This window comes from Nocardia sp. AB354, from assembly GCF_049538315.1.
Classification (GTDB): domain Bacteria; phylum Actinomycetota; class Actinomycetes; order Mycobacteriales; family Mycobacteriaceae; genus Nocardia; species Nocardia nova.
Genome location: NZ_JBMVFU010000010.1, coordinates 1 through 21,006, shown reverse-complemented (window position 1 = coordinate 21,006; position 21,006 = coordinate 1). Strand labels below are relative to the sequence as shown.

20 protein-coding genes and 3 pseudogenes are annotated in these 21,006 nt (G+C 65.3%); 10 read left to right on the top strand and 13 right to left on the bottom strand.

Features of this window, described 5'->3' with window-relative positions:
* Nucleotides 1-75: 75 nt before the first annotated feature.
* Complete coding sequence (locus ACPCUW_RS16240; protein ID WP_423425690.1) at nucleotides 76-645, bottom strand: SDR family NAD(P)-dependent oxidoreductase; 570 nt, start codon at nucleotides 643-645, stop codon at nucleotides 76-78.
* A 33-nt stretch (nucleotides 646-678) separates the two neighbouring features.
* On the bottom strand, nucleotides 679-984 hold the full coding sequence (locus ACPCUW_RS16235) for a hypothetical protein (protein WP_423425688.1): 306 nt from the start codon (nucleotides 982-984) through the stop codon (nucleotides 679-681).
* A 46-nt stretch (nucleotides 985-1,030) separates the two neighbouring features.
* Here ACPCUW_RS16235 and ACPCUW_RS16230 point away from each other — a divergent pair, with 46 nt between their 5' ends.
* Together ACPCUW_RS16230 and ACPCUW_RS16225 are read left to right on the top strand one after the other, a co-directional pair.
* Nucleotides 1,031-1,309: a helix-turn-helix domain-containing protein gene (locus tag ACPCUW_RS16230; RefSeq protein WP_423425687.1), complete on the top strand. Its 279-nt coding sequence runs from the start codon at nucleotides 1,031-1,033 to the stop codon at nucleotides 1,307-1,309.
* Between the two features lie 350 nt (nucleotides 1,310-1,659).
* On the top strand, nucleotides 1,660-2,616 hold the full coding sequence (locus ACPCUW_RS16225) for a glycoside hydrolase (RefSeq protein ID WP_423425686.1): 957 nt from the start codon (nucleotides 1,660-1,662) through the stop codon (nucleotides 2,614-2,616).
* Nucleotides 2,617-2,817: 201 nt separating this feature from the next.
* Here the strand turns inward: ACPCUW_RS16225 and ACPCUW_RS16220 are convergent, their stop codons facing one another.
* A complete protein-coding gene (locus ACPCUW_RS16220; RefSeq protein ID WP_423425684.1) occupies nucleotides 2,818-3,498 on the bottom strand; it encodes a DUF4232 domain-containing protein in 681 nt (226 codons plus the stop codon).
* Nucleotides 3,499-3,867: 369 nt separating this feature from the next.
* Nucleotides 3,868-4,305, bottom strand: coding sequence for a nuclear transport factor 2 family protein (locus ACPCUW_RS16215; RefSeq protein ID WP_423425683.1), 438 nt, complete (start codon nucleotides 4,303-4,305; stop codon nucleotides 3,868-3,870).
* A 45-nt stretch (nucleotides 4,306-4,350) separates the two neighbouring features.
* Here ACPCUW_RS16215 and ACPCUW_RS16210 point away from each other — a divergent pair, with 45 nt between their 5' ends.
* Nucleotides 4,351-4,866 (top strand): winged helix-turn-helix transcriptional regulator, encoded by a 516-nt coding sequence (locus ACPCUW_RS16210; RefSeq protein WP_305780322.1) that lies wholly within the window; start codon nucleotides 4,351-4,353, stop codon nucleotides 4,864-4,866.
* Nucleotides 4,867-5,217: 351 nt separating this feature from the next.
* Here the strand turns inward: ACPCUW_RS16210 and ACPCUW_RS16205 are convergent, their stop codons facing one another.
* From ACPCUW_RS16205 to ACPCUW_RS16195, 3 genes are all read right to left on the bottom strand, one after another.
* On the bottom strand, nucleotides 5,218-5,829 hold the full coding sequence (locus ACPCUW_RS16205; protein ID WP_423425681.1) for a dihydrofolate reductase family protein: 612 nt from the start codon (nucleotides 5,827-5,829) through the stop codon (nucleotides 5,218-5,220).
* A gap of 72 nt (nucleotides 5,830-5,901) precedes the next feature.
* Nucleotides 5,902-6,744: a helix-turn-helix domain-containing protein gene (locus ACPCUW_RS16200; protein ID WP_423425679.1), complete on the bottom strand. Its 843-nt coding sequence runs from the start codon at nucleotides 6,742-6,744 to the stop codon at nucleotides 5,902-5,904.
* A 955-nt stretch (nucleotides 6,745-7,699) separates the two neighbouring features.
* Complete coding sequence (locus ACPCUW_RS16195; protein ID WP_030518910.1) at nucleotides 7,700-8,242, bottom strand: TetR/AcrR family transcriptional regulator; 543 nt, start codon at nucleotides 8,240-8,242, stop codon at nucleotides 7,700-7,702.
* A gap of 129 nt (nucleotides 8,243-8,371) precedes the next feature.
* Between ACPCUW_RS16195 and ACPCUW_RS16190 the strand changes: the two genes are divergently transcribed.
* Nucleotides 8,372-9,298, top strand: a complete 927-nt coding sequence (locus tag ACPCUW_RS16190) for an esterase/lipase family protein (protein ID WP_423425677.1) — start codon at nucleotides 8,372-8,374, stop codon at nucleotides 9,296-9,298.
* 128 nt (nucleotides 9,299-9,426) lie between these two features.
* On the opposite strand, the gene ACPCUW_RS16185 is transcribed toward ACPCUW_RS16190, so the two are convergent.
* Nucleotides 9,427-9,552, bottom strand: a complete 126-nt coding sequence (locus tag ACPCUW_RS16185; RefSeq protein ID WP_423425675.1) for a hypothetical protein — start codon at nucleotides 9,550-9,552, stop codon at nucleotides 9,427-9,429.
* A 12-nt stretch (nucleotides 9,553-9,564) separates the two neighbouring features.
* Here ACPCUW_RS16185 and ACPCUW_RS16180 point away from each other — a divergent pair, with 12 nt between their 5' ends.
* The 3 genes from ACPCUW_RS16180 to ACPCUW_RS16170 all read left to right on the top strand — a co-directional run bounded on the left by ACPCUW_RS16180 (nucleotide 9,565) and on the right by ACPCUW_RS16170 (nucleotide 14,262).
* Nucleotides 9,565-10,071, top strand: a complete 507-nt coding sequence (locus tag ACPCUW_RS16180) for a hypothetical protein (protein ID WP_423425922.1) — start codon at nucleotides 9,565-9,567, stop codon at nucleotides 10,069-10,071.
* Between the two features lie 204 nt (nucleotides 10,072-10,275).
* Nucleotides 10,276-12,936, top strand: a complete 2,661-nt coding sequence (gene adhE, locus ACPCUW_RS16175; protein WP_423425673.1) for a bifunctional acetaldehyde-CoA/alcohol dehydrogenase — start codon at nucleotides 10,276-10,278, stop codon at nucleotides 12,934-12,936.
* Between the two features lie 552 nt (nucleotides 12,937-13,488).
* Nucleotides 13,489-14,262, top strand: coding sequence for a hypothetical protein (locus tag ACPCUW_RS16170; protein ID WP_423425672.1), 774 nt, complete (start codon nucleotides 13,489-13,491; stop codon nucleotides 14,260-14,262).
* A 57-nt stretch (nucleotides 14,263-14,319) separates the two neighbouring features.
* Here ACPCUW_RS16170 and ACPCUW_RS16165 read toward each other — a convergent pair.
* The 3 genes and pseudogenes from ACPCUW_RS16165 to ACPCUW_RS16155 all read right to left on the bottom strand — a co-directional run.
* Nucleotides 14,320-14,431 (bottom strand): annotated as a pseudogene (locus tag ACPCUW_RS16165) (transposase); the annotation flags it as partial.
* 39 nt (nucleotides 14,432-14,470) lie between these two features.
* The gene (locus tag ACPCUW_RS16160) at nucleotides 14,471-14,917 is read right to left on the bottom strand and encodes an SRPBCC family protein (RefSeq protein ID WP_423425670.1); all 447 of its coding nucleotides are present in this window, start codon (nucleotides 14,915-14,917) and stop codon (nucleotides 14,471-14,473) included.
* Nucleotides 14,918-15,539: 622 nt separating this feature from the next.
* On the bottom strand, nucleotides 15,540-16,094 hold the full coding sequence (locus ACPCUW_RS16155) for a hypothetical protein (protein ID WP_423425669.1): 555 nt from the start codon (nucleotides 16,092-16,094) through the stop codon (nucleotides 15,540-15,542).
* Nucleotides 16,095-16,498: 404 nt separating this feature from the next.
* Here ACPCUW_RS16155 and ACPCUW_RS16150 point away from each other — a divergent pair.
* Nucleotides 16,499-17,763, top strand: a protein-coding gene (locus ACPCUW_RS16150) for an IS3 family transposase (RefSeq protein WP_423425667.1) whose coding sequence is annotated in 2 segments (ribosomal slippage) — nucleotides 16,499-16,808 and nucleotides 16,808-17,763 — 1,266 coding nt in all. Because the reading frame shifts where the segments join, the coding sequence is not laid out codon by codon here.
* A gap of 81 nt (nucleotides 17,764-17,844) precedes the next feature.
* On the opposite strand, the gene ACPCUW_RS16145 is transcribed toward ACPCUW_RS16150, so the two are convergent.
* The gene (locus tag ACPCUW_RS16145) at nucleotides 17,845-18,336 is read right to left on the bottom strand and encodes an SRPBCC family protein (RefSeq protein WP_423425666.1); all 492 of its coding nucleotides are present in this window, start codon (nucleotides 18,334-18,336) and stop codon (nucleotides 17,845-17,847) included.
* 707 nt (nucleotides 18,337-19,043) lie between these two features.
* Nucleotides 19,044-19,241: pseudogene (locus ACPCUW_RS16140) on the bottom strand (IS3 family transposase); the annotation flags it as partial.
* A 324-nt stretch (nucleotides 19,242-19,565) separates the two neighbouring features.
* Between ACPCUW_RS16140 and ACPCUW_RS16135 the strand changes: the two are divergent.
* On the top strand, nucleotides 19,566-20,777 hold the full coding sequence (locus ACPCUW_RS16135) for a transcriptional regulator (protein WP_423425664.1): 1,212 nt from the start codon (nucleotides 19,566-19,568) through the stop codon (nucleotides 20,775-20,777).
* Between the two features lie 76 nt (nucleotides 20,778-20,853).
* Nucleotides 20,854-21,006, top strand: a pseudogene (locus tag ACPCUW_RS16130) (aldehyde dehydrogenase); the annotation flags it as partial.

Here is a 21,006-nt window from a genome sequence, read left to right as displayed (position 1 = left end):
TCCTGTGTCAGGTGCGGCGGCCTGTGCGGAGCGGTTGTGAAGTGCGTTGTGCGGCTTCATCAGTGGATGGCGAGCTCAGTGCGCGGTCCATCCACCGTCGACCGGTAGTACAGCGCCGGTGAGGTAGGAGGCCGCAGGACTTGCGAGCAAGACTGCCGCACCGACGAGTTCCTCCGAGTCAGCCCACCTGCGCATCGGGACTTGGTGGTCGAGAAATTCCTGGACGTGGGGATCGCCGTCGATGTTGTCGTTCAAGGCCGTGCGGAAGGGGCCGGGTGCCAGTGCATTGACACAGATTCCGGTACCCGCCAGTTCAGCGGCGAGGCTACGGGTGACCTGGACCACCGCACCCTTACTCGCCGCGTAGCCCGCACGGCCGGCGGCGCCGACCAGTCCCAGGGCGCTGGCGAGAGTGACGATGCGACCGTATCCAGCTTGTCGCATCGTCGGCACGACCGCCTGGCAGGCCAGAAATGTGCCGACGACATTGACGTCGAGACAGTCGCGCAATGTACCGGCGTCGAGCGTGTCGAGGCTGCCGCGCGCCTGGATACCTGCGCTGGTGACAAGCACGTCCAGGCGCCCTGACTGTCGAGTACGGTCCGAACGACGTGGTGGATGGAATCCTCGTTGGTCACGTCGCAAGACGCACCCTCGGCGATTTTGCCGGTGCTGGGACTACTCGATGGTCACCGCGCCACCACCCACTGGCGCCACACCGGCACCCTCGCACGCCGGTTCCCGCGCATCCAGGTCGAGACCGACGCTTTGCATGTGCACGATGGCCGCTATCTCACCTCCGCGGGTATCAGTGCCGGTATCGACATGACTCTCGCGCTGCTCGAGCACGACCACGGAGCCGGCGTGGCCCGGACCGTGGCACAGGAATTGGTCATGTTCATGCAGCGGCCCCGGGGGCCAGTCGCAGTTCTCCCACGCCCTGTCCACCCCGCCCGCGCGCACCGAGCCCCTGCGTGCGGCCATCGACTCCGTACTCACCGACCCCGCCGGTGCGCACACCACCGCCACCATGGCCGCGGTCGCAGGCGTGAGCCCGCGACATCTCACGCGACTCTTCCACGCCGACATCGGTTCCACACCCGCGCGCTGGCTCGAACGCGTGCGGGTGGAGCACGCCCAGCAACTGCTGCTGCAGGGATACACCGTCACCGCCACCGCGCACCGCAGCGGGCTGGGCACCGACGAAACCCTCCGTCGCGCCTTCGCCCGCCACCTCGGGTTGACCCCCACCGACTACAAGCACCGCTTCATCACCACGGCACCAACGAACACAACCCTTTCGCCCTGACGCACCAGAGGTAGACGGCCCACTCGGCCGTTCTTTCGCCGAGAGTTGCCCACACCAGCGGGCGGATGAATTGAGGACTCAAATGCTTAGACGGCATCGCCCCGGCTCGCAGACCAGATGACGCGCATGCCTCATCTCCACGGCCAACGCTGCAGAGTCCGGCGGCCGCCCGGGACGGCCGGCGTCGGCGCCTGTGCTGCCACCACAACAGCAGCATATGGACCTACTCACCACGCGCGGTGTGTCAGCAATCATTCAGCGTTCACGGGCTGAATAATCCGTATATGACGTCGATCGGGCTGTCCCGCAGAGCGATGCTCGCCCTGGCAGCGAGCGTACCGTTGAGCGCTGTGGCATCCCGACGCGCAGTGGCCGCCGCCCCGCCGATCCGATACACGATGACGGCGTTCACCAACGCCAGCCAGACCGATATGTGGGTCTACGAGTCCACCGACGCAACGAATTTCCGGCTCGTCCAGGCCGACGCCTACCGTCCGCCGGACGCCGACCCCGCCGACACCCCGGCAGCGGCGGCCACCACCAAGAAGGGCTTGTGCCGCGACCCCAGCGTCTTTCGTCACATCGACGGCGAGTACTACGTGACGTACACGACCGCATGGGACGGCAACACCATCGGGTTCGCGCGCAGCCGCGACCGGATCAACTGGGAGTTCCTGTACGAGTACACAATTCCGTTCGATGGTGTCACCCATACCTGGGCGCCGGAATGGTTCGTCGACCGTGACGGCACGGTCAGCGTCCTGGTGAACATCAACGACGGCACGGTTTTCCGGCCCTGCGTCATGACCGCGACCACCTCATCGCTGAGCCGGCTGCATTGGACCACGCCCATACCGCTGGCAGGCGTCATTCCCGCACCGGGCGGCCTCGGCTACATCGACACCACGGTCAAGTTGTCGCAGGGACGCTACTACGCGTTCGTCAAGAACGAATCGACCAAGAACGTCGAGGTCGCGGTGGCCGACCGCCTGGTCGGCCCGTACACGTTCGCGCGAACCGGGAACTGGGCGCGCTGGGGCGGACCGGGCCCGGGACAACCGCGCGAGGGACAGTGCGTGATCCCGCTCCCCGACGGCCGATGGCGGATCTACCTGGATGCCTACGACCTCGACGAACCCACGCACGGTCACTATCTCTACAGCGACACCGTCACCGGCGACCTGCTCGGCGAGTGGAGCACACCGAAGGACCTGCCCGTCCTGTCCGGTTTCGTCCGCCACTTCACCGTGTTACCCGAACAGCTGAACACCGGCCCGCAACCGGGCCCGAAGCCCGTCACGCGGTGAGAACGATCGGGCCGCGGCCTGCCCGCGGGCCAGACCAGGCCGATCTCGCGAAAAGCGCACGGGTGCAACGGCTTGCCCTCCCGACATCACCTCTCGGTTGCCGCACCGGCGATCGTTGTGGGCACCGCCTGCGACCTTCCCGCACAGGCAGCGGGAGGGCCGGATCCCATCGTGGGAGGAAGGACCTATCAGCAGCAGCGCCTACAGCGGCTTGATCGCGCGGACGACGAGCATGCGCTGCGGGCTCGGGCAGATCAGGTTGTCCCAGGGCAGCCACAGCGATTCGGTGTTGTCGGGCGGGTAGACGCGCAGGGTCGTGGTGCGCAGGGCTGAGCAATCGTTGATCTGCTTGGGATAGGTGATGAACTCGAATTGAGCTGCCCCGCCCGGTGTGAGCGTGACCGGAGCGGGCTTGGGCGCCTGCGGACCCTCGTCCCGCACGGCGGGCTCGCCCACCGGGTCATCGCTGGGGCCGTTGGTTTGCGAGACGCCCGGGAAACCTTGCAGGACACAGGTTCGCGAGCTGGAGTTGATGAACCGTAGGAACCAGTCCCCTCCCACCGGGCCGCCGACACCCTTATCCAGACGAAGTTGGGCGGTCACACACTTCGGGAATGCGGTGTCGGCGGGAGTAGCCGGGTCGGCGGCAGCGGCCCCGGGCGCCGGCACGACCGTAGCCTCGGCCGTCTCGGGGACGCTGCCGCCGGGCTCGGTCGCGTGTCCCGATTGGGCGGGTTGCCCGGTTCGTGCTGGCGGCTGCGAAGTTTGGGCCGCCGGAGTAGTTGTGGACAGCGACCCGGGAGTGGAGGCCGGGTCGCAACCGCTGACGGTGATGGCGACGCTCGCCGCGAAGCCGGCAACAATCAGTGACTTGGTACGCATGAGTCCCCCTCGAGTCCGATACCGCAAACGTTCGCACGGGTATCGATCCGTACCAGCCCCCCGTTACGCCGCGGCGTCAGCAAGAATTCGCGTAAGCGGCTGCCGTCCAACACAGTTCGCCCCGGGCAGTCACGGAAACGCCGAATTCCTGCGTACCTGCGAGGCTCTCTCGAATGGGCCGCACGACCTTCGAGCCTGGGCTGACTGCCGATCGGTGGCCCCGGCCGGATTTGCAGGTCTTCGTGCTGGGTTCGCGCCGGCCCGAGGCACTCCCGACGATGTCGTCGTCGACGATGATGATCCGGTGCGGCTGCTGAGCGGCTTCGTGGTGGCGACGTGGAGGTCGTCGATCGGGTGTTGCCGACCGCCTCACAGCGATCGGGCGATCGCCCCGTCTACCTGCTGCCGGCCGAGGGCGCGTTGCAGGGTCAGGGTGTCCTCCAGGACCAGATCGTCCACCAGCTTGCCCCAGCGCAGGGTCAGCCACTGCATCGCGGTGTTGCGGTAACCGCTGCCGTCGGCCAGGGTTCCGCTCACCTCCAGCTGGACCGCGACCTTCGTTCTCCAGGGCGGGCCGCTGGAGACCACATCCACCAATTCCAGGCGCAGTCCGGGCAGCAGTTGATCGAAGCGAGCGAACCAATCGCGGAACGCCTCCGGTCCGCGCAGGTCGGCACCGAGCGGGGTATCGCCGAGAAAGCGGAATCGCAGGTCCGGCGCCGCCATCGCCACGGCGGCCTCGTGATCGCCCGAGCCGGTGCGGCGCCACGTTCTCCGGACCAGGAACCGTACGATGGTGTGATACATAAAACGACTGTAAGCAGCTAGCTTGCTTAAAGCAAGGGACGGAAGATGGGGCGAAAGAACTTCCACGAGATCGCGTGCTCGATCGCGCGTTCGGCGTCGATCGTCGGAGACTCGTGGACCCTGCTGATCCTTCGCGATGCGGCACTGGGACTGCGGCGTTTCGAGGAGTTGCAGCGCGACCTCGGTATCGCCACCAACGTGCTGAGCCAGCGATTGCAGCGGCTGGTGGACCAGGGAGTACTGCGCCGTCACCGGTACGAGCAGCGGCCCGACCGATACGAATACCACCTGACCGACAAGGGTCAGGAGTTGATTCCGGTGCTGTTCGCCCTCATGGCGTGGGGTGATAAATGGGAATCCGGGGCCGAGGGGCCGCCGCTGGTTCTGCACCATCGCACGTGCGGTCATCGAGTCGAGGCGAAGGTGACATGCGATGGCTGCGGCGGCGAGCTGACGCCGGAATCGGTTGTCTATCAGCCAGGTCCGGGCGGCCGCACCGGCGAAGGTACCGCGCTGATCGCGACCGTGCTGAATTCCGCGGGCGACCACACAACACCGTGAACGAGATCGGCGCCAGAGCCGAACTTCACCACACACGTCAATTCGTCTGCAATCGACTACCTTTCGAACACGCAGCGGCCTGAGTTCGACCACGCCCTGCACAGCCCCGGGCAGAGGCTGCAATGGCTCGACAACCCCGCCCACGTCAGCGGCTGACCGGCACCGAAAGAGTCCGCGGCCTACCCCCAACAGCGCCAGCACGGGAAGGGAAGAGCAACAGCCACAACCAATTTCACGATGGCGACGGTCTGCGCTTGCAGCCGGCGGCGGGCGACCGGCTGATTACACCAGGCACGCACCGCACCGAGGAGGCGGATCCCATCGCGTGCGTGAGTTGCCCGGTGCACACGGCTAGTTGCGGACTCGGAACCTCAGGTGAAGTACGCCCTCGCCGCGGATGATCACATGCGGATCCTCCAGGCGGTGTCGACCGTCGATGCCACCGAAATAGGGCTTGCCAGAACCGAATACGACCGGCACCACGTCCATCGCTACTTCGTCGACCAAGCCGGCCGCAAGGATCTGGCCGCCTACCTCGCCGGCATTCACAGCGACGTTTCGGTCGGCGGACAGCTCGCGGGCCGTGGCTACCGCAGCGGTCACGTCGTCGACGAAATGGTAGGAGGCTTCGGGGTGCCAGTTGTCGGGTTTGGGGCGGTGTGAGACGACAACCACGTGCTCGCCCGCGGGCGGACGGCCCTCCCAGCCGTTCACCAGGTCGAAGAGGGTACGGCCCATGACGATGGCGCCGATCGATTCCCACATGGCGCGAACGTATTCGGCTGAGGCGGCGGAGACCTTGAAGCGGCTGCCGGTTCCGGAATGGTCGAATACTTCGTCCACGCCGGCCGTGATGGGCGTGTCACCGTTGAAGTACCAGTCGTGCAGCGGGCCGACGTCGTCGTTCTTGTCGGCGATGTAACCGTCAACCGAGACGACGTTGTGCATGATTACGGTACCCACTGATGCTCCTCGAGGCTCGTACGTTGTCTTATCCGATCTTGTCGAGCCCAGCGCGGTGCGGCTTGTAAAAAATCAATCGGCGGGCATCGGTCCGAGATCGGGCGGAAAGCCCCGATCGACAGGGAACCGGCGACGCAGGGCCAAGTATTCGGTCGGGGTACGGCCGGTGAAGGCCTTGAACTCACGACTGAAATGCGCCTGGTCGAAGTAGCCCGCCGAGTGCGCCACCTCCGCCCAGTCGACTGGGTGCTCGGCGTCGACGGACACGATGAGCCGCGCGAATCGGTAGATCCGCGCCATAGGCTTCGGGGTGATCCCGACATGTGACTTGAACTGTGCGGCAAGGTGATTGCCGCTCACACCCATCGCGTCGGTCAACGCACCGACCGACACGGTGCCGCGCGAGGCCATCAACCTCGTGCCCGCGTGCCGGACCAGGTCGAGGCCTCGGGGCCGGTCCTCGGGCAACCGCGAACGCAACTCCCGCTCCACTACCCCCAGCATCTCGTCAACAGATGCGCCGTCACCGACCTGATTTCGGATTCGCTCCACCGACCGTTGCCAGACAGCGTCGACCGGCACCCATCGGTCCCGCAGCTCAGTCGCGGGCATACCGATGAACGGCGAAAGTCCCCACGGCTTGAAATGCACCCCCCCAACCCGCACCCGGTCGGGATACTCGACCACGAACCGCCTGGTCCACACGCCCATGAACCATCCATTGACGAACAGGGCGGGCACCGCCGAGGAATCCGGATCCCACAGCCGAATCGGTCCAGCCAGGTTGAGAAACAAATGCGCCGATGGCATCGACGGCACATTCATCCGTCGGTGCCGCGGTACCCCCGTCAGACAGTAGATATCATCGACGAACTGATCCAACGGCGGCGCAGGAACTCGGCCGACGTAGTGCACAGGGCCAGTCTTGTCGAAGTCCGCCCACGGTTCCACCCACCTTGTGCCGGATGGAGCCCTATGGTGTTCACAGCCCTCCGCGACTCGCGACCATGGAGTTGCCCATGGCCACCGCCTCTGCACGGTAACAGGTGTATTCGGCGGCGCGCCTTGATCATCCGAACTCGTCGCTTCTCCGCGCGGCCTGGAGGTTGGGCTCGTCATCGAGCTGATCGCCGATGCCGCAGAAGCGCTGGACTACACACACGCGCACGGAGTGCTGCACCGTGACGTGAAGCTGGCGAGTTTGCTGATCGAGCGCGACTCCCCGCATGGGCTGCACGCGTTGCTCACAGACAGCCGGCGGACGAGTGATGCGGAACCGATCGATGAATGCCCCCGGACGTCACGGCCCCTACCCCTCGATTCGGACCAACAACCACGAACCCGCAGGTCGCGCCGCTTCGCCGGACAAAACCAACCGGTCATCAGTAGCATCGACTCCATGCGATCGATACGCAAATAGGCTGGAGCAGTTCCTCGTTCGGCCCGTTCTTCTCGGTTCTGACGAATCGCAAATCCGCAGTTCAACGGGATTCTCGATACGGCCGGAACAATCGGATTCAGTCGGGTCGCCGATTCACTCGGACCTCAGGACGTCGACAGGACGTCGCGGAATCACTGGGGATGAGGCAGCCTCCGAAAGGCCGGTCAAGCGATGTGCGACTCCTTCGCCCTGCGCACGATCTCGAACTCGCCGGCGTAGCGCTCGACCCGCACCGCATGACCACACGACCCGAGGAGCCCCGAACCCAAACTCGTCGCCTACGCGAAAACCCGCAGCGGACGCAGTTACAGACTGGCCGGTGCAGACGTGCCCGAAGGGGCGGCGACGGCTCCCCCTGAGCCATACCGTTCGAGACCGAGGACAGCACGAAGTCGGCGGTGTTGCCGGTCGGTGTTGCGCGAGCTGCGCCTACTCCCTGTTGATAAGGCCGATCACCGCTGAACGCAGAGTCGGCTGCGGCTCATCGGCATACAGTTCGGCCAAAGCGATTTCGGCGACCATCGCGACGACCAGGTGCGCCACGGCCGCAGGATCGTCCCACCCGATAGCCCGTAGATCCGGCTCGATGACTGCAGCCACTGCTCGATTGCGCGCATGGACCTCATCGAGCAAGTCGGTGTCGGTACGCGACTGAGCAAGAAAGGCTTTCGTACCGCGCGTCCGCAAACATGCATCCAGATACGAAGTGACGCCAGCGGCAAGACGGGAAAAACCCGGGGCGAGATCGCCGATTTCGGCGAGGATCGCTTCGGCCAGAACATCGTGGTAGCGGCGGTGCAGGGCGATCATGTAACTACGTCGGTCCGAAAAATGGTGATAGAAGCTGCCTTTGGACATTCCCGCCGCCGCAACCACAGCGTTGACCGATAGCCCCCGCAGTCCCGCACGCTCGGCCACCACAGAACCGGCGTCCAACAGCGCCCTACGACCGGGCTCCGAGGGTCGGGCCATGACCGCTCTCCTCTCTCAGGCTGCCGCCAGCGTATCCCGATGCTACATTATGACCGGCCGGTCGGTCATTCCTTCCGCGGCGGGGGCGGAAGGACTGCTGACCGGCTATACAAACGAAGGAGTGCGTCGATGCGACGAGTGATATCCGTTGCCACGCTGGCTGCTACGGTGCTCGTGACAACAGCCGGTCCAGCCGTGGCCGACGATCATGTACCCGATCCCGCCCCCTCCTACAGCTATCTGGGTGGTGTGCAGGCCGAGTTGACCGGACCGGGGCAATCGCCTCCTGGGGCCAACGATCGATCGTGCCGGCCGACCGCAGCACATCCGAATCCCGTTGTGCTGCTCCACGGATTGTCGAACGACACCATCAGCTGGAATACACTGTCGCCAGTGTTGGCCGACGCCGGCTACTGCGTGTACACCACCACCTACGGATCCGAGGGGCTGGGCCCGATCGGCGCCACCGCTCCCGTGCAGGACAGCGCCACACAGATCGGCAACTTCATAGATCGGGTCGAGGCCGCCACGGGGGCGAAACAGGTTGACTTGGTAAGTCATTCGATAGGCGGGGCGGTGGCCTACTACTACCTGAGCCGACTCGGCGGGGCATCGAAAATCGGCCGTTACGTCGCACTGGCCGCCCCCCTGCACGGATCGACGGTCAGCGGTCTCGCCGGTGTGCAGCCGCTGGTGGAATCCACCGGGAGCGGCGCGGCGGCCACCCGTCACTGCGGACCGTGTCAGCTGTCACCCGGGGCACCGTTCCTGCAAGACCTCGAACCGAACCCCGGTGCCACACCGGCGATCCCGTGCACCATGATCGTCACCCGCTACGACCAGATCGCCACCCCCTACACCACAGGCCTTCTCGACGGCCCCAACGTGCACAACGTTGTACTACAAGATCTTTGCCCGACCGACTTCACCGAACACAACGAGCTGACATCGGATCCAGTGGCGATACACGAAGTACTCGACGCACTCGACCCCGCCCACGCCACCCCACCGACATGCACGATCGTCCTCCCTCTCCTAGGGCCCCCTTCCCGATAGCAAAACCCAAACGCCCGAACTATCCGCGACACCCTGTCAGCGATCGCCGAGACCGTATCCTTCGGCACCGAAGGGGGCTGCCGCACGATGAGGTGACAGCGAGCCCAAACAACTCGCAACGATGCTTATCAGGAAGCTGGGCGTCGATACTCGCGGTACCAGAATGCCTCGGACATCTGCGCCTCCCAGGACGTGCGGATGTGATCGTCGGTGCCGTCTTGCGAGAGTGCGTCTTCGTCGCTGATCCCGGTCACACTTAGCTCGATATCCTCATCGTCGAGGCCGGCAAGCACCGGCGCCTGTGGCTGACCGTGGTGCTCGACGACTGCTCTCGCGCGGTGCCCGGCTACACCGTGAATCTAGGCGCGCCATCGGCGTTGAACACGCCCCTCGCCTTGCGGCAGGCGATCTGGACCAAATCCGATCCGGCCTGGCCGATGTGCGGGATCCCCGAGATGCTCTACGTCGACCACGGCAGCGACTTCATCAGCGACCACCTTGCCCAGGTCGCGGCCGATTCGAAGTTCGCGATCGTGCACTCGGCCGTGGCCCGGCCCCAGGGCCGTGGGAAGGTGGAGCGGCTGTTCGGCAGCATCAACACCGAACTGCTCACCGAGCTGCCCGGTCACCTCCGAGCGGGGGGCGTCGGTGGGGAGGAGGGGCGGCGGTTGCAGAAGGTCACGAAGACGAGCAAACAACCGGTCGGGATGCGACGAGCGATCGTGGTGCGGCCTCGGCCCAGCCGCAGCCGGTTCCCGCGATCGCGAGGTTGAATGTTCGGCGGGCGGCCGGATCGCGATTCAGCGGGGTGATCCGCTACCGCCGACGAGGCCACCCGCTCACGTGGGTGCCGTCGCGGCGCGGCATTGCCGATAGCAGGGCACAAAGACCGCAGTCAACGCCGCCGAGCGGGAGTACTGTCGCGAACACGCGCCTCTGATACCGAGGACTCCGGCATCTCCACGCGAGGAGATCTCATGACCGATACCCGGAGCGGCCCAGCCTCCCAAGCCGTCCATCGCAGCGGTGAAACTGCCACCGCCGACGCCATCGCACCGGGCGACACCGGCATCTCCCGGTACCACGAGGTGGACGCGATGGTCGACGCCGCGTCCGTCGCGGCGGAGGCATTCCGCGAACTCGACCAGCAGCAGGTCGACGCGATCGTGGCGGCGATGGCGCGCGCCGGCATCCGGTCGGCCGCCGAACTGGCGCGGGTCGCTATCGAGGAAACCGGCTTCGGCGTCTTCGAGGACAAGGTCGTGAAGAACTACATCGCCACCGAGTTCCTCTACGACTACCTGCGTGACAAGAAGTCCGTCGGAGTCATCGGCGAGGATGTCGAGCGCAGCATCAAGCGGGTCGCAGAACCGATCGGCGTGGTACTGGCCATAACCCCGGTTACCAATCCGACCTCCACCGTGCTGTACAAGGCGATCGTGGCGGCGAAGACGCGCAACGCGGTCCTATTCCGGCCCTCGCCGTTCGCCGTCCGATCATGCGAGCGCACCGTCGAGATCCTGCGCGCTGCGGCCGAGGCGGCGGGCATGCCCGCGGGCGCGTTGCAGGTCGTCCCCGACGCCGCCCATGAGGTGACCCATTATCTGTTCGAACACCCCGGGGTCGACTTCATCTGGGTGACCGGCGGCCAGAAGATCGTCGCTCTGGCCAACGCGGCCGGAAAGCCCACGCTCAGCGTCGGGCCCGGCAACGCGCCCATCTACCTGCATCGAACGGCCGACATCAAGGCCGCCGTCGTCGACATCCTCATCTCCAAGACCTTCGACGCGTCGGTGATCTGCCCCGCCGAGCAGACCTGCATCATCGACGACGCGATCTACGACGAGACCGTCGCCGAATTCGAACGGATGGGCGCACAACTGATCACCGCCGAGCAGGCCGAGTCGCTCGCCGATTTCGCCTTCGGGTGCGGCGAGAAGGCCAATCTCGAGGCCGTCGGCCGTCCGGCGCCCGACCTGGCCGCCAGCGCGGGATTCACTGTGGACCCGTCGATCAAGGTGCTGCTCGCTCCGCTGCCCGCGGATCTCGACCGGCTCGCCGAGCATCCGCTGGTGCGCGAGAAGCTGATGCCCGTGCTCGGGCTGGTGCGCGCCCGCGACGTCCGACACGGCATCGACGCCGCCGTCCTGGTCACCGAACACGGCGGCCTGGGACACACCTCGGCCATCTATGCGCACGACCCGGCGGTCGTCGACGCCTACAGCATGGCCGTGCGCACCGGGCGCATCCTGGTCAACGCGCCTACGGCGGTGGGAGCGCTCGGCGGGATCTACAACAACCTCACCCCGACCTTCTCCCTCGGCTGTGGCACCTGGGGCGGCTCGGGCACCACCGAGAACGTCAACTACGAACAGCTGTTGAACATCAAGACGGTGTCCTACCGGCGCAGCCCACCGCAGTGGTTCCGGGTTCCGTCCAACACGTTCTTCAACGCGGGCGCGCTGGAGAACCTGCGCGACGTCGAGTGCGACAGCGTCGTGATCGTCACTGACGCGCTGAGCGAACAGCGCGGCGTGGTCGAGGAGTTCCGGGGCAAGCTGCGCGCTCAGCACGTCAAGATTTTCAGCGAGGTCGAGCCGGAGCCGGGCGAGGCCACCATCCGCCGCGGCGTCGCGATGCTCGAGGGGTTCGGGCCCGATGTGCTCATCGCCGCGGGCGGTGGATCGGTGATCGACGCCGCGAAGGCGATCCGCCTGTTCTACGAGCACCCCGAGACGAATCTCGCGGACCTCACGCTGCCGTTCCTCGATCCCCGCAAGCGCATGGCCGACTATCCCCAGAGCCCGCACATGGTGCGGCTGGTGGCGGTGCCGACCACCGCGGGCACCGGTTCGGAAGTCTCGCCCGCGGCGGTACTGACCGTGGGCGGTCACAAGGAGACCCTGGTCGACTACTCCCTGGTGCCCGACATGGCCATTGTGGACCCGCTGCTCTGCATCTCCATGCCGCGCACCCTGACCGTCGACACCGGCGTCGACGCGCTCACCCACGCGCTCGAAGCGCTGGCCTCGATCTTCGCCTCGCCCTATACCGATGCCTTTTGTGTGCAGGCCGCGCGGCTGATCTTCGAGGCGCTTCCCCGCGCCTACGACGACCCGCACGATCTGGCCGCACGAACCGATATGTCCAACGCCGCCACCCTGGCCGGACTCGCTTTCTCGAACGCCTTCGTCGGCACCAACCACGCTCTGGCGCACGCCGTCGGCGCACGGTTCGGCATCGCCCACGGCCGCGTGAACGGCGTCTTCCTGCCGCACACGCTGCGCTACAACGCCGGCCTGCCGACCAAGTTCATGCCCGCCCCCGGCTACTCGGCCTACGTCGCGCCCGAGAAGTACGCCCAGCTCGGCCGGGTCGTCTTCGGCGGACATGAACCCGAGGAGAGCCGCCGCCGACTGTTCCAGGGTGTGCGAGACCTACTCGAGCGGCTGGCAGTGCCGCGTACACTCCGCGAGATCGGCGTCCCAGAGGACGAATTCCTCGCGGCGCTCCCGGAACTGGCGATGACCGCCTTCCAGGACCTGAGCAACCGCACCAATCCGCGGATGCCGCTGATCAGCGAGATCACCACCCTGCTCCAGCTCGGCTACTACGGTGACGGAGACCATGCCCACTGACAGCCCGACGATCTCGCCATCGGAGGCCAACGACTCCGGGACCGTAGACGAGGTCGACTGGCCGGCGGACCCTTGCGGGAACCTGTTGGGGCAGATTGGGACTGGCTACTGCATGCCGAGGTAGCGCCGACAACCGCACTGTCGCACCGCTGGTGGAACACGTCATAGTCACCCACGATCGACGCACGGCCAGCGGAGGTTTGGATCAAGACCGTGAACAGCGACTGCCCGTAGTCTGATAGCCGTCGCTGACGACCTGTCGGACACTGGCAATGACCTCGGGTCCAGCCGCCGACCTGTTCGTCAACCGATGACGGAGGACGGCGCGGTTAGAAAGCACGTTTTCCCGAGTCGTACAGCTCGGTCCATAGACGCACTCGTTGTGGCGGGTGGTCCGGTCGGCCCGGTACTCCACCGCCGGTGCGTTGGAGTACCGGGCCGAGTATTGAAGACGAAGCCGGGCGGATTGCGATGGCATCGAGAACGCCGGAGGCACGGACTCGCGTATCCAGTAACGACAAGTAGCGGGCTCAGGCAGATATCGTGCGATCGGTGACCGAAGCGACAGAACGCAGCGAGCGGGCTCGAGTTTCGTCCGCTCGTGTGGTCGTGGTCGTGGTGTTGGCGACGGTACCGGTGCTCAAGTTGAGCTGGACCCTCGATGGTGGCCACGCCGCTCGGGACGCTTTGAGCGCGATGGGCCCGGCGAACTGGTTGGATATCGTTATCGGCGTTTTCCTGGCAGAGCCGCTGCTCGCGACCGTCCTGGCAATAGTGGCGTCCCGGGTGACCTACGCCTACTCGGCCGCACGTGGGGGAGCTGCCAGGCACACTACGACGCCGCTGATGGTCACGGCCGCCGAAGCGGCGATCGTTCCGATCGGGCTGGGTGTCATCGTCGGCGCCTTCAACGGCCTCACGTGGGGTGTGATCGCGGGGCTGGCTGGTTACGCGTTGCGACTGGGAGTCGTCATCGAATATCGGACCGGGCGACGTATCTCGACCACCGGCAAGCGCAGCGGTAACCGGCCGGAGACCGCGCTGCAGCGCGCCGCCGACCTCGCGCGGACAGGCGCCCTCTTGTTGAGTTTGCTGATCCTGCCGGTGCTCGGGATAGCGGCCGCTCTCGATGGACGGGCTTGGAGCACGGTGCAGACCTGCGATGTCAACGCCGGCGCGGGTATCCACCGTGCCCGCGTTGCCGAGTTGGGCCGATCCGGCGACGGGATCATAGCGTGGGATATCACCGCCGAACAGGTCGTCAACGGCGTCAACTGCACTCCGGATGGGAGCGACGATATCCGCGAACCCTGGTGGCGTAGCTGACGCCCGCCAGCACCGAGCCGACAGAGCCGTGTACGCGAAACAGCTGAGTCGTTGGTCACGAGTCACCAGATACAGGCATTTCAACGCGGCCTGCTCGGTCGGGAAGTGCCCACGGGCGCGCACGGCGGCGGTAGTGGGCGTTCAACGACTCGATCGCGTTGGTGGAGCAACTTCAGACAACTCGGCGGCTATCGGGCAGTCCGCCGATTCACGCTTCGACTCGCTTCCGTAAACCGTTGAGCGTGCTGTTCACCAGCCCTTTGATCACCCGCTTGCGGATGAAGCCGGGTAGCGGCAAGTTGTGGTGGATGGTCAACTGGTAGGTGACCGATGTGGTGTCCGGGCCGGCATCTTCGAGCTGGTACCGGCCTTCCTGACCGGTCTGCAATCGGCCTTCCACCATCGACCAGCTCATGCCGTCGTCACGATGCCGGTAGGTCAAGGTGTAGGTGTCGGTGCCGACCGTCGCCGACGCCTTGAACCGGGCGGTCACCGGCAGCCCGGTCTGCTCGTCCACCTCGAGCACGTCGGCTTCGAGGATCTCTGGAATCCACTCCGGCTGATTCTGCAGGTCGCGGATGGTCTCGAGCACCCGCGCCACCGGTGCGTGCAGGCGCACGGTTTCGGTGGCGCTGTCAGTGGGCACGGCGGCCATCTCCGGCGTCGTTCACTGCTTCGGATCTGGTATCGATGTCGGTCATGAGATCGGTCTCTCCTCGCGGTGGAGATGTCGGTGCTGCTCTGGCCGAGGATGTCTGCTCGTGACAGTACTCTCACGTCGCGGCGCCGCCAGGGGTCATGTCCCGGCGGCTGTCGGGCCCTGATCGGACGCTGGTCGATCGCGCGTTCGAACTGGCGTGAGCACGGGCTCGCCCGAGCCCCAGCTCCGATCTCCGGTGATGCGGCGGTTCATCGCCCGCGCCATCCGTCCGGGCCTGCAACACCGCCCGCGCCGCAAACGGGCCGGAATGCCGTTGCTCGACGGTCTCGATCCAGGTGCGATTCCAGACCGGGCTCGCGGAGTTCGGTGAACGGTTCCGCGAGCAGCTCATCGGTCAGTGCCCGGCCGTAGAAAAAGCCATGTCCAGGCAGTGCCTGGACACGGCATCGAGGGCACACATGCCCGATAAAAAGGTGTCCGGAGGGGGACACATCCGTTGAACACACGGGTCTACTCGCGGAGGTGATCTATCAGCCAGGCGCGCAGTCCGGGGAGGGCACTTCGTTTTTCGGCACAGCATTCTGCTGACCGGATCGGTCGCACCCCAGGGAACGCGTTACGGACGGTGGAGATCAGCCGGTGCCGGAGTGGGAGGTGTGCGGTACCAGGTTTGAACGTCGGCGAGGGTGGCGGCGGTCGCGTTGACCAGTGGTGCGCCGAATTGTTCGGTGTCGCCGGTGGCAATCACGAACCGGGCCGGCGCGGAGCCGGTGACAACGAGGGTATAGGTGCCGGCCTGCGCGGCCGAGGCGGTGTCGGCGAGGGTTAGGTACGAGGTCTGGGTGAACGGTTCGAAGAAGGGGGCGCGTGCGGTGTTATCGAGAGTGGTCACGGCTCGGTCGGGGCCGAGGATCGACAGTCGGGGCAATTCCGGGACGGGTAGCTCGTTCTCGGGGGCCAGATCGGGAATGAGGAGCTGGGCGTGGAAGGGCTCGCCTCCGGAGAGTTGGATGCGAACCACGCGTGTGTCGCCGACCGCGCTGGTTCTGCCGTAGAAGGCGAACGAGACGGTTCCGATAGGGGCGAGTGGACTCGTGTCGAGGGCGTCGACGGTGTCGTCCGAGCCGAGCAGGACCGGAGTGTGCGCGGCGGCCGGAGCGGCAAGGCCCACCAACGCCAGGGCGCTCGCGACGACAGTGAGAATGCGCCGCCGCGTTGCGCGTGGTCGAACTGTTCTCGGTGAGTCAGGATCTGCGTGATCGCCTCCTCGACTCCGGTTCCGATGCTGGTCGGCACCGGGAAATGGACATCGCGCGGCAAAAGACGGACGGCTGGTCATCGGCTCATCCTCCCGGCGCTGGCAATGTTGCGCAGGCACCTCGACGAGCACGCTGCCTCCATCGGCCAACGGAAACGCACCAATTCCGTCATCGCGCCACCTCGCTGTCTCGACGGATGCGCCTGCTTACCCCCACCGCCTGGTCCCTGCACCAACCCAACCCAACTGATGCTATCGATGCTAGGTGAACCGCCCCGGGGTGTCGGGAGACTTCAATCTCTGTGAAGGATGGAGTCGTGTCGAGTTCGAAGAAGTACCCGTTGGAGCTGCGTGTGCGGGCCGTGCGGATGTTCGCCGAGATCAAGGGCGAGCACGAGTCGGAGTGGGCGGCGATGAAAGCGGTGGCCGATCTGCTCGGGGTCGGGACACCCGAAACAGTCCGCAAGTGGGTGCGCCAGGGCCAGATCGACACCGGAACGCGGGCAGGAACGAGCTCGGATGAGATGGCGGAGCTGAAGCGGCTGCGGCGCGAGAACGCAGAACTTGAGCGTGCCAACGCGATTCTCAAGGCTGCGTCGGCTTTCTTCGCCGCCGAGATGGACCGGCCCCAGCGCTGATCGTTCGGTTCATCACCGAACACCAAGGTCGCCGTGACAGCGGCGGCCTTGCCTGGGGTTTCGAGTCGATCTGCGCGGCGCTCTGCGAGCTCGGCGTAAAAGCGGCCCCCTCAACCTATTACGAGCAGCGCACACGCATACCCGCGAAGCGGGATGTTCGTGACGCGGAATTGAAGGTGGAAATCGGCCGGGTTCACCGCGAGAACTTCGGAGTCTACGGCGCGAGAAAGGTCTGGTTGCAACTCAATCGAGAAGGCTGCGCTGTTGCCCGGTGCACGGTCGAGCGGCTGATGCGAGAGCTCGGGCTGCGCGGAGCTGTGCGAGGCCGGGTCAAGCGCACCACCTTTCCTGATCCAGCTGCGCCGCGGCCGGCGGATCTGGTGCAGCGGCGCTTCGCGCCACCTGCACCGAATCGGTTATGGGTGGCGGACATGACGTATGTGTCGACGTGGTCTGGGTGGGCTTATATGGCGTTCGTGATCGATGCCTACGCACGTCGGATCATCGGCTGGCGCACTGGCACGTCGATGACGACCTCGCTGGTGCTCGATGCCATCGAGCATGCCATCTGGACTCGTGAACGAGCGGGTTGGGATGTGAAAGATGTTGTGCACCATACAGATAGCGGATCGCAATATACATCGATTGCCTTCTCCGAACGGCTGGCCGAGGCCGGGATCCAGCCTTCGGTCGGGGCGGTGGGATCTTCCCACGACAGCGCCCTCGCCGAGACCGTCAACGGTCTCTACAAGACCGAATTGATCAGGCCACGCGGTCCGTGGCGCAGCGTCGACCATGTCGAGTTCGCGACCGCCGAATGGGTCGACTGGTTCAACCATCGGCGGCTCTACCGCTACTGCGGGGACATCCCGCCAGCCGAAATGGAGGCCGCCTACTACTCTCGACAACCAGCCCAGCAACCCGCCGGGCTGTCATATCAGTAGTTCTCCGGACTCACCGGGGCGGTTCACTGTCTGGCTCGCCCGGCTCGCTGTCGATGCGAGCAAGTTCACTCGCGAGGAATGTCAGTGTGCCGATTGTCGTGTGAAGTATCGGCTATATCCCGCGAACATGGATCGATAGATGTCCGCGAACCAGGCTGCCGCAGCCGAACTGGCATCTGATGGTGTCGCGTCGAATGTCGATGCGAGGTGTACCACGCAACGTCTGTCGGCCAGGTCGTCGACATACGTGGTGGCGACGTATCCCAGGACGTGCTGGTTGTCGGCCTTGATGTAGTGCATTCGCCGTGTTTCGTCGTTCTGGTAGAGGATCGTTTCCTCGACGACTCCGCCGTCGCTCAACACCATTCGCCGGGTACGGGGTACCGATTCCCGTGCGCCGACCAACTCGCAACTGATCAGTTGAGGTCCCTGGAGTCCACCTTGTTCGGAGGGTAGCCACCAGCGAGACATACCGGCCCAATCGCGGATCAGCTCCCACGGCGCGGCCTCACGTTGACGACGCGCGCAACACAGTCGATAACTAATGATTAGATGCGCATATATCCGTAGCACAACATTGTGCGCCAGCCAAAGCGGTCAAAACGGCGAATCGACCCTGACGGACGGTTCAGCTGTCGGCGCGAAACGTCTCGAAAAGAGCACTGCACGTGGGCAAACGACGTCTGTATCAGGACGTCCACAGGACGTCACAGGTCCACGAACAGCAACAAACAGCAACCGCAAACACCCATCAACAACCACGAACCCGCAGGTCGCGCCGCTTCGCCGGACAAAACCAACCGGTCATCAGTAGCATCGGCCTATGCGATCGATGTGTTGGTAGGCGATTCGCTGGTCGTCGGGATGGTTGGTTGACAGGCGCCGCAAACGGATTGAACCGCAGGTCAGCAGTAATTCGGCACGGCATGAACCGGTGGATAAGGCTGCCTATAGGAGCCGATCACCGATTCTCCGGGGACCTACAGAACGTCGACAGGACGTCGCGGAATTATTGTCCCTTTCGGAACCCTTCAACTGGCTGCTGGCGAGCCCACGTAAGCGTCGTCGCGGCGTCTCGATCGCGCGTGACGGATCCACTACCTCTGCCGAAGCCGTCCAACGGTATGCCGCCTGCCGGCGACACAGAAGGTTGCGGGTCGGTGTCACCGGGGAAAGAACTGGTCGAGGTAGCGGGGAAAGTTCCGGCCACACTTCGTGCGGGGACGACGTCGGAACAAACAGCAGACGCCAACCCGTGACCAGGAGCCGAGCCCGGCATCGCGGCGGTAGTCGGTACATTCGATCCAGGTGACGATCGCGATCCGTCGTTGTTCGCGGGTGGCCCACCGTTGCCGGTCCAACACATGGCGTTGTAGCAGGCTGAAGAAGCTCTCCATAGCGGCGTTGTCGCCGGCCGCGGCGACTCAGCCCATGGACCGGGCCATGCGATGACGGTTGAGTGCGTGGACGAAACGCCTCGTCTGCCACCCAGCGCATCGCCACCTTTCTCACCAGGTCAAGCAGTCCGATGACCAGCGGCGATCTCCGCGTTGGGCCCACGCTCCCGCCATGTCGCGCTGGCCTGTTCCGGTGGCAGCAGGTCGCTGCGGGCTCGTGAGGTGCAGGCCCCGGGGCCGTTCGCCTGGATAAAGCTGTAACCGCCTCAGCGGGGTGGGGCGTGCAGATGTTTGCAGGCATGAAGATTTCGCGCAGTCGCCGACTCCCATGGCCCTATCAGGGCTTTTCGCTCCCGTGCCATGATGGGTGAGGAAGCGTGATGATAGTTACAAGGAGTCCGCGAAGTGACGTACGCAACACTTTCACAGCGCAGAGCGGCTCTCGAACGGGAGTGGGCCCGTTGGATCCCGCAGTCGTTCGGCAGCGACGCGCCCCGATCGAGTACCTCGGTTCGCGGTGAAGTAGCGCAATCATGGCAGCGGTCGTTGCGGACAGTTGACCCGGCCCGCGACAGCGCACCGACCACGAGTGATGTGGAGGCGCGCTGGGCGGAGTCGCCGCTGCGTGGTCCGGTCACCGAGTTGGCCGACCAACTTCACGGTATCGCGCAGGACGCGGGCTACATCGCGGCCGTAACTGACGAGACCGGGACAATCCTGTGGTCCTGCGGTGGCCCGATTATGCAACGCCGCGCCGAGCGGGTGAACTTCTCCCCCGGCGGCCGGTGGGACGAAGCGCACATGGGTACCAACGCATTGTCGCTGGCCCTGACCACGCAACAGGCGACTACCGTCTTCTCGGCGGAACATCTTGTCGCCGCACTGCACGGCTGGGTGTGCTACTGCGCCCCGATCCGCGGAGCCGACGGCAGACAGTTGGGCGTGCTCGACCTGTCTTCGACTTGGGATCGATCCCATCCCTTGGCGATGTCGACCGTGCAGAGTCTCGTGAGCACCATCGAGGCACGATTGCACAGCAGCCCCACCCCGGCCCCCGGGGTACAGATGCATTGTCTGGGGACCGCACGCCTGGTTCGTGACGGGCGGCAGGTCAAGATGCGTCCCCGGCAACTGGAGATCCTGACGCTGCTGGCGCTCGAGCCCGACGGCTTGACCCCCGAGCAGCTGCATTTCGCCGTCTACGGAGATCGACCAGTGGTGACCAGCACCCTGAAAGCGGACGTATCGCATCTGCGTAAGGCCACCGGGGGTGAGATCTCCAATCGCGTCTATCGGTTGCAGACGCCGCTCGGGTGTGACGCTGTGGACTTGTTGACCGCGCTGAAGACGGGCGACACCGATGCCGCGGTCCGGCTGTACCGGGGACCGTTGCTCCCCGGTTCCGAGACCCCCGGCATCGTGCAGTGGCGGGAGTACCTGGAGGTCGGGATCCGTACCGCGGTACTGACCAGCCCTGATCCCGAACACGCTCTGCGCTACGGGGAGCGTGCCGCCGACGATATCGAAATCCATGAACACGCTTTGCGTTCGCTGCCGCGGCACGACGCCCGCCGGGCGATCGCGACCGCCCGCCTGCACACCGCGTTGCGCAGCTGAGTTCGTGTCAAACCTTTCGCCAACCCCCGCGATTCATAGTGGCTGTCGACACGACCGAATCCGTAAGGGAGCGAACATGATCTACGCGAAGCCCGGAACGAGCGGCAGTATTGTCGACTTCGCCGGCCGCTACGACAACTTCATCGGTGGCGAATGGACCGCCCCGGTAGAAGGCCGATATTTCGACAATTCCTCCCCTGTGGACGGCGAGGTGTTCTGTGAGGTGGCG

What these genes read in the sequence shown, in the direction of transcription:
- ACPCUW_RS16235 (WP_423425688.1), bottom strand. Translation starts at nt 984, where the DNA reads ATGGCCGCACGCAGGGGCTCGGTGCGCGCGGGCGGGGTGGACAGGGCG.
- ACPCUW_RS16230 (WP_423425687.1), top strand. Translation starts at nt 1,031, where the DNA reads ATGGCCGCGGTCGCAGGCGTGAGCCCGCGACATCTCACGCGACTCTTC.
- ACPCUW_RS16220 (WP_423425684.1), bottom strand. Translation starts at nt 3,498, where the DNA reads ATGCGTACCAAGTCACTGATTGTTGCCGGCTTCGCGGCGAGCGTCGCC.
- ACPCUW_RS16215 (WP_423425683.1), bottom strand. Translation starts at nt 4,305, where the DNA reads ATGTATCACACCATCGTACGGTTCCTGGTCCGGAGAACGTGGCGCCGC.
- ACPCUW_RS16210 (WP_305780322.1), top strand. Translation starts at nt 4,351, where the DNA reads ATGGGGCGAAAGAACTTCCACGAGATCGCGTGCTCGATCGCGCGTTCG.
- ACPCUW_RS16195 (WP_030518910.1), bottom strand. Translation starts at nt 8,242, where the DNA reads ATGGCCCGACCCTCGGAGCCCGGTCGTAGGGCGCTGTTGGACGCCGGT.
- ACPCUW_RS16190 (WP_423425677.1), top strand. Translation starts at nt 8,372, where the DNA reads ATGCGACGAGTGATATCCGTTGCCACGCTGGCTGCTACGGTGCTCGTG.
- adhE (WP_423425673.1), top strand. Translation starts at nt 10,276, where the DNA reads ATGACCGATACCCGGAGCGGCCCAGCCTCCCAAGCCGTCCATCGCAGC.
- ACPCUW_RS16160 (WP_423425670.1), bottom strand. Translation starts at nt 14,917, where the DNA reads ATGGCCGCCGTGCCCACTGACAGCGCCACCGAAACCGTGCGCCTGCAC.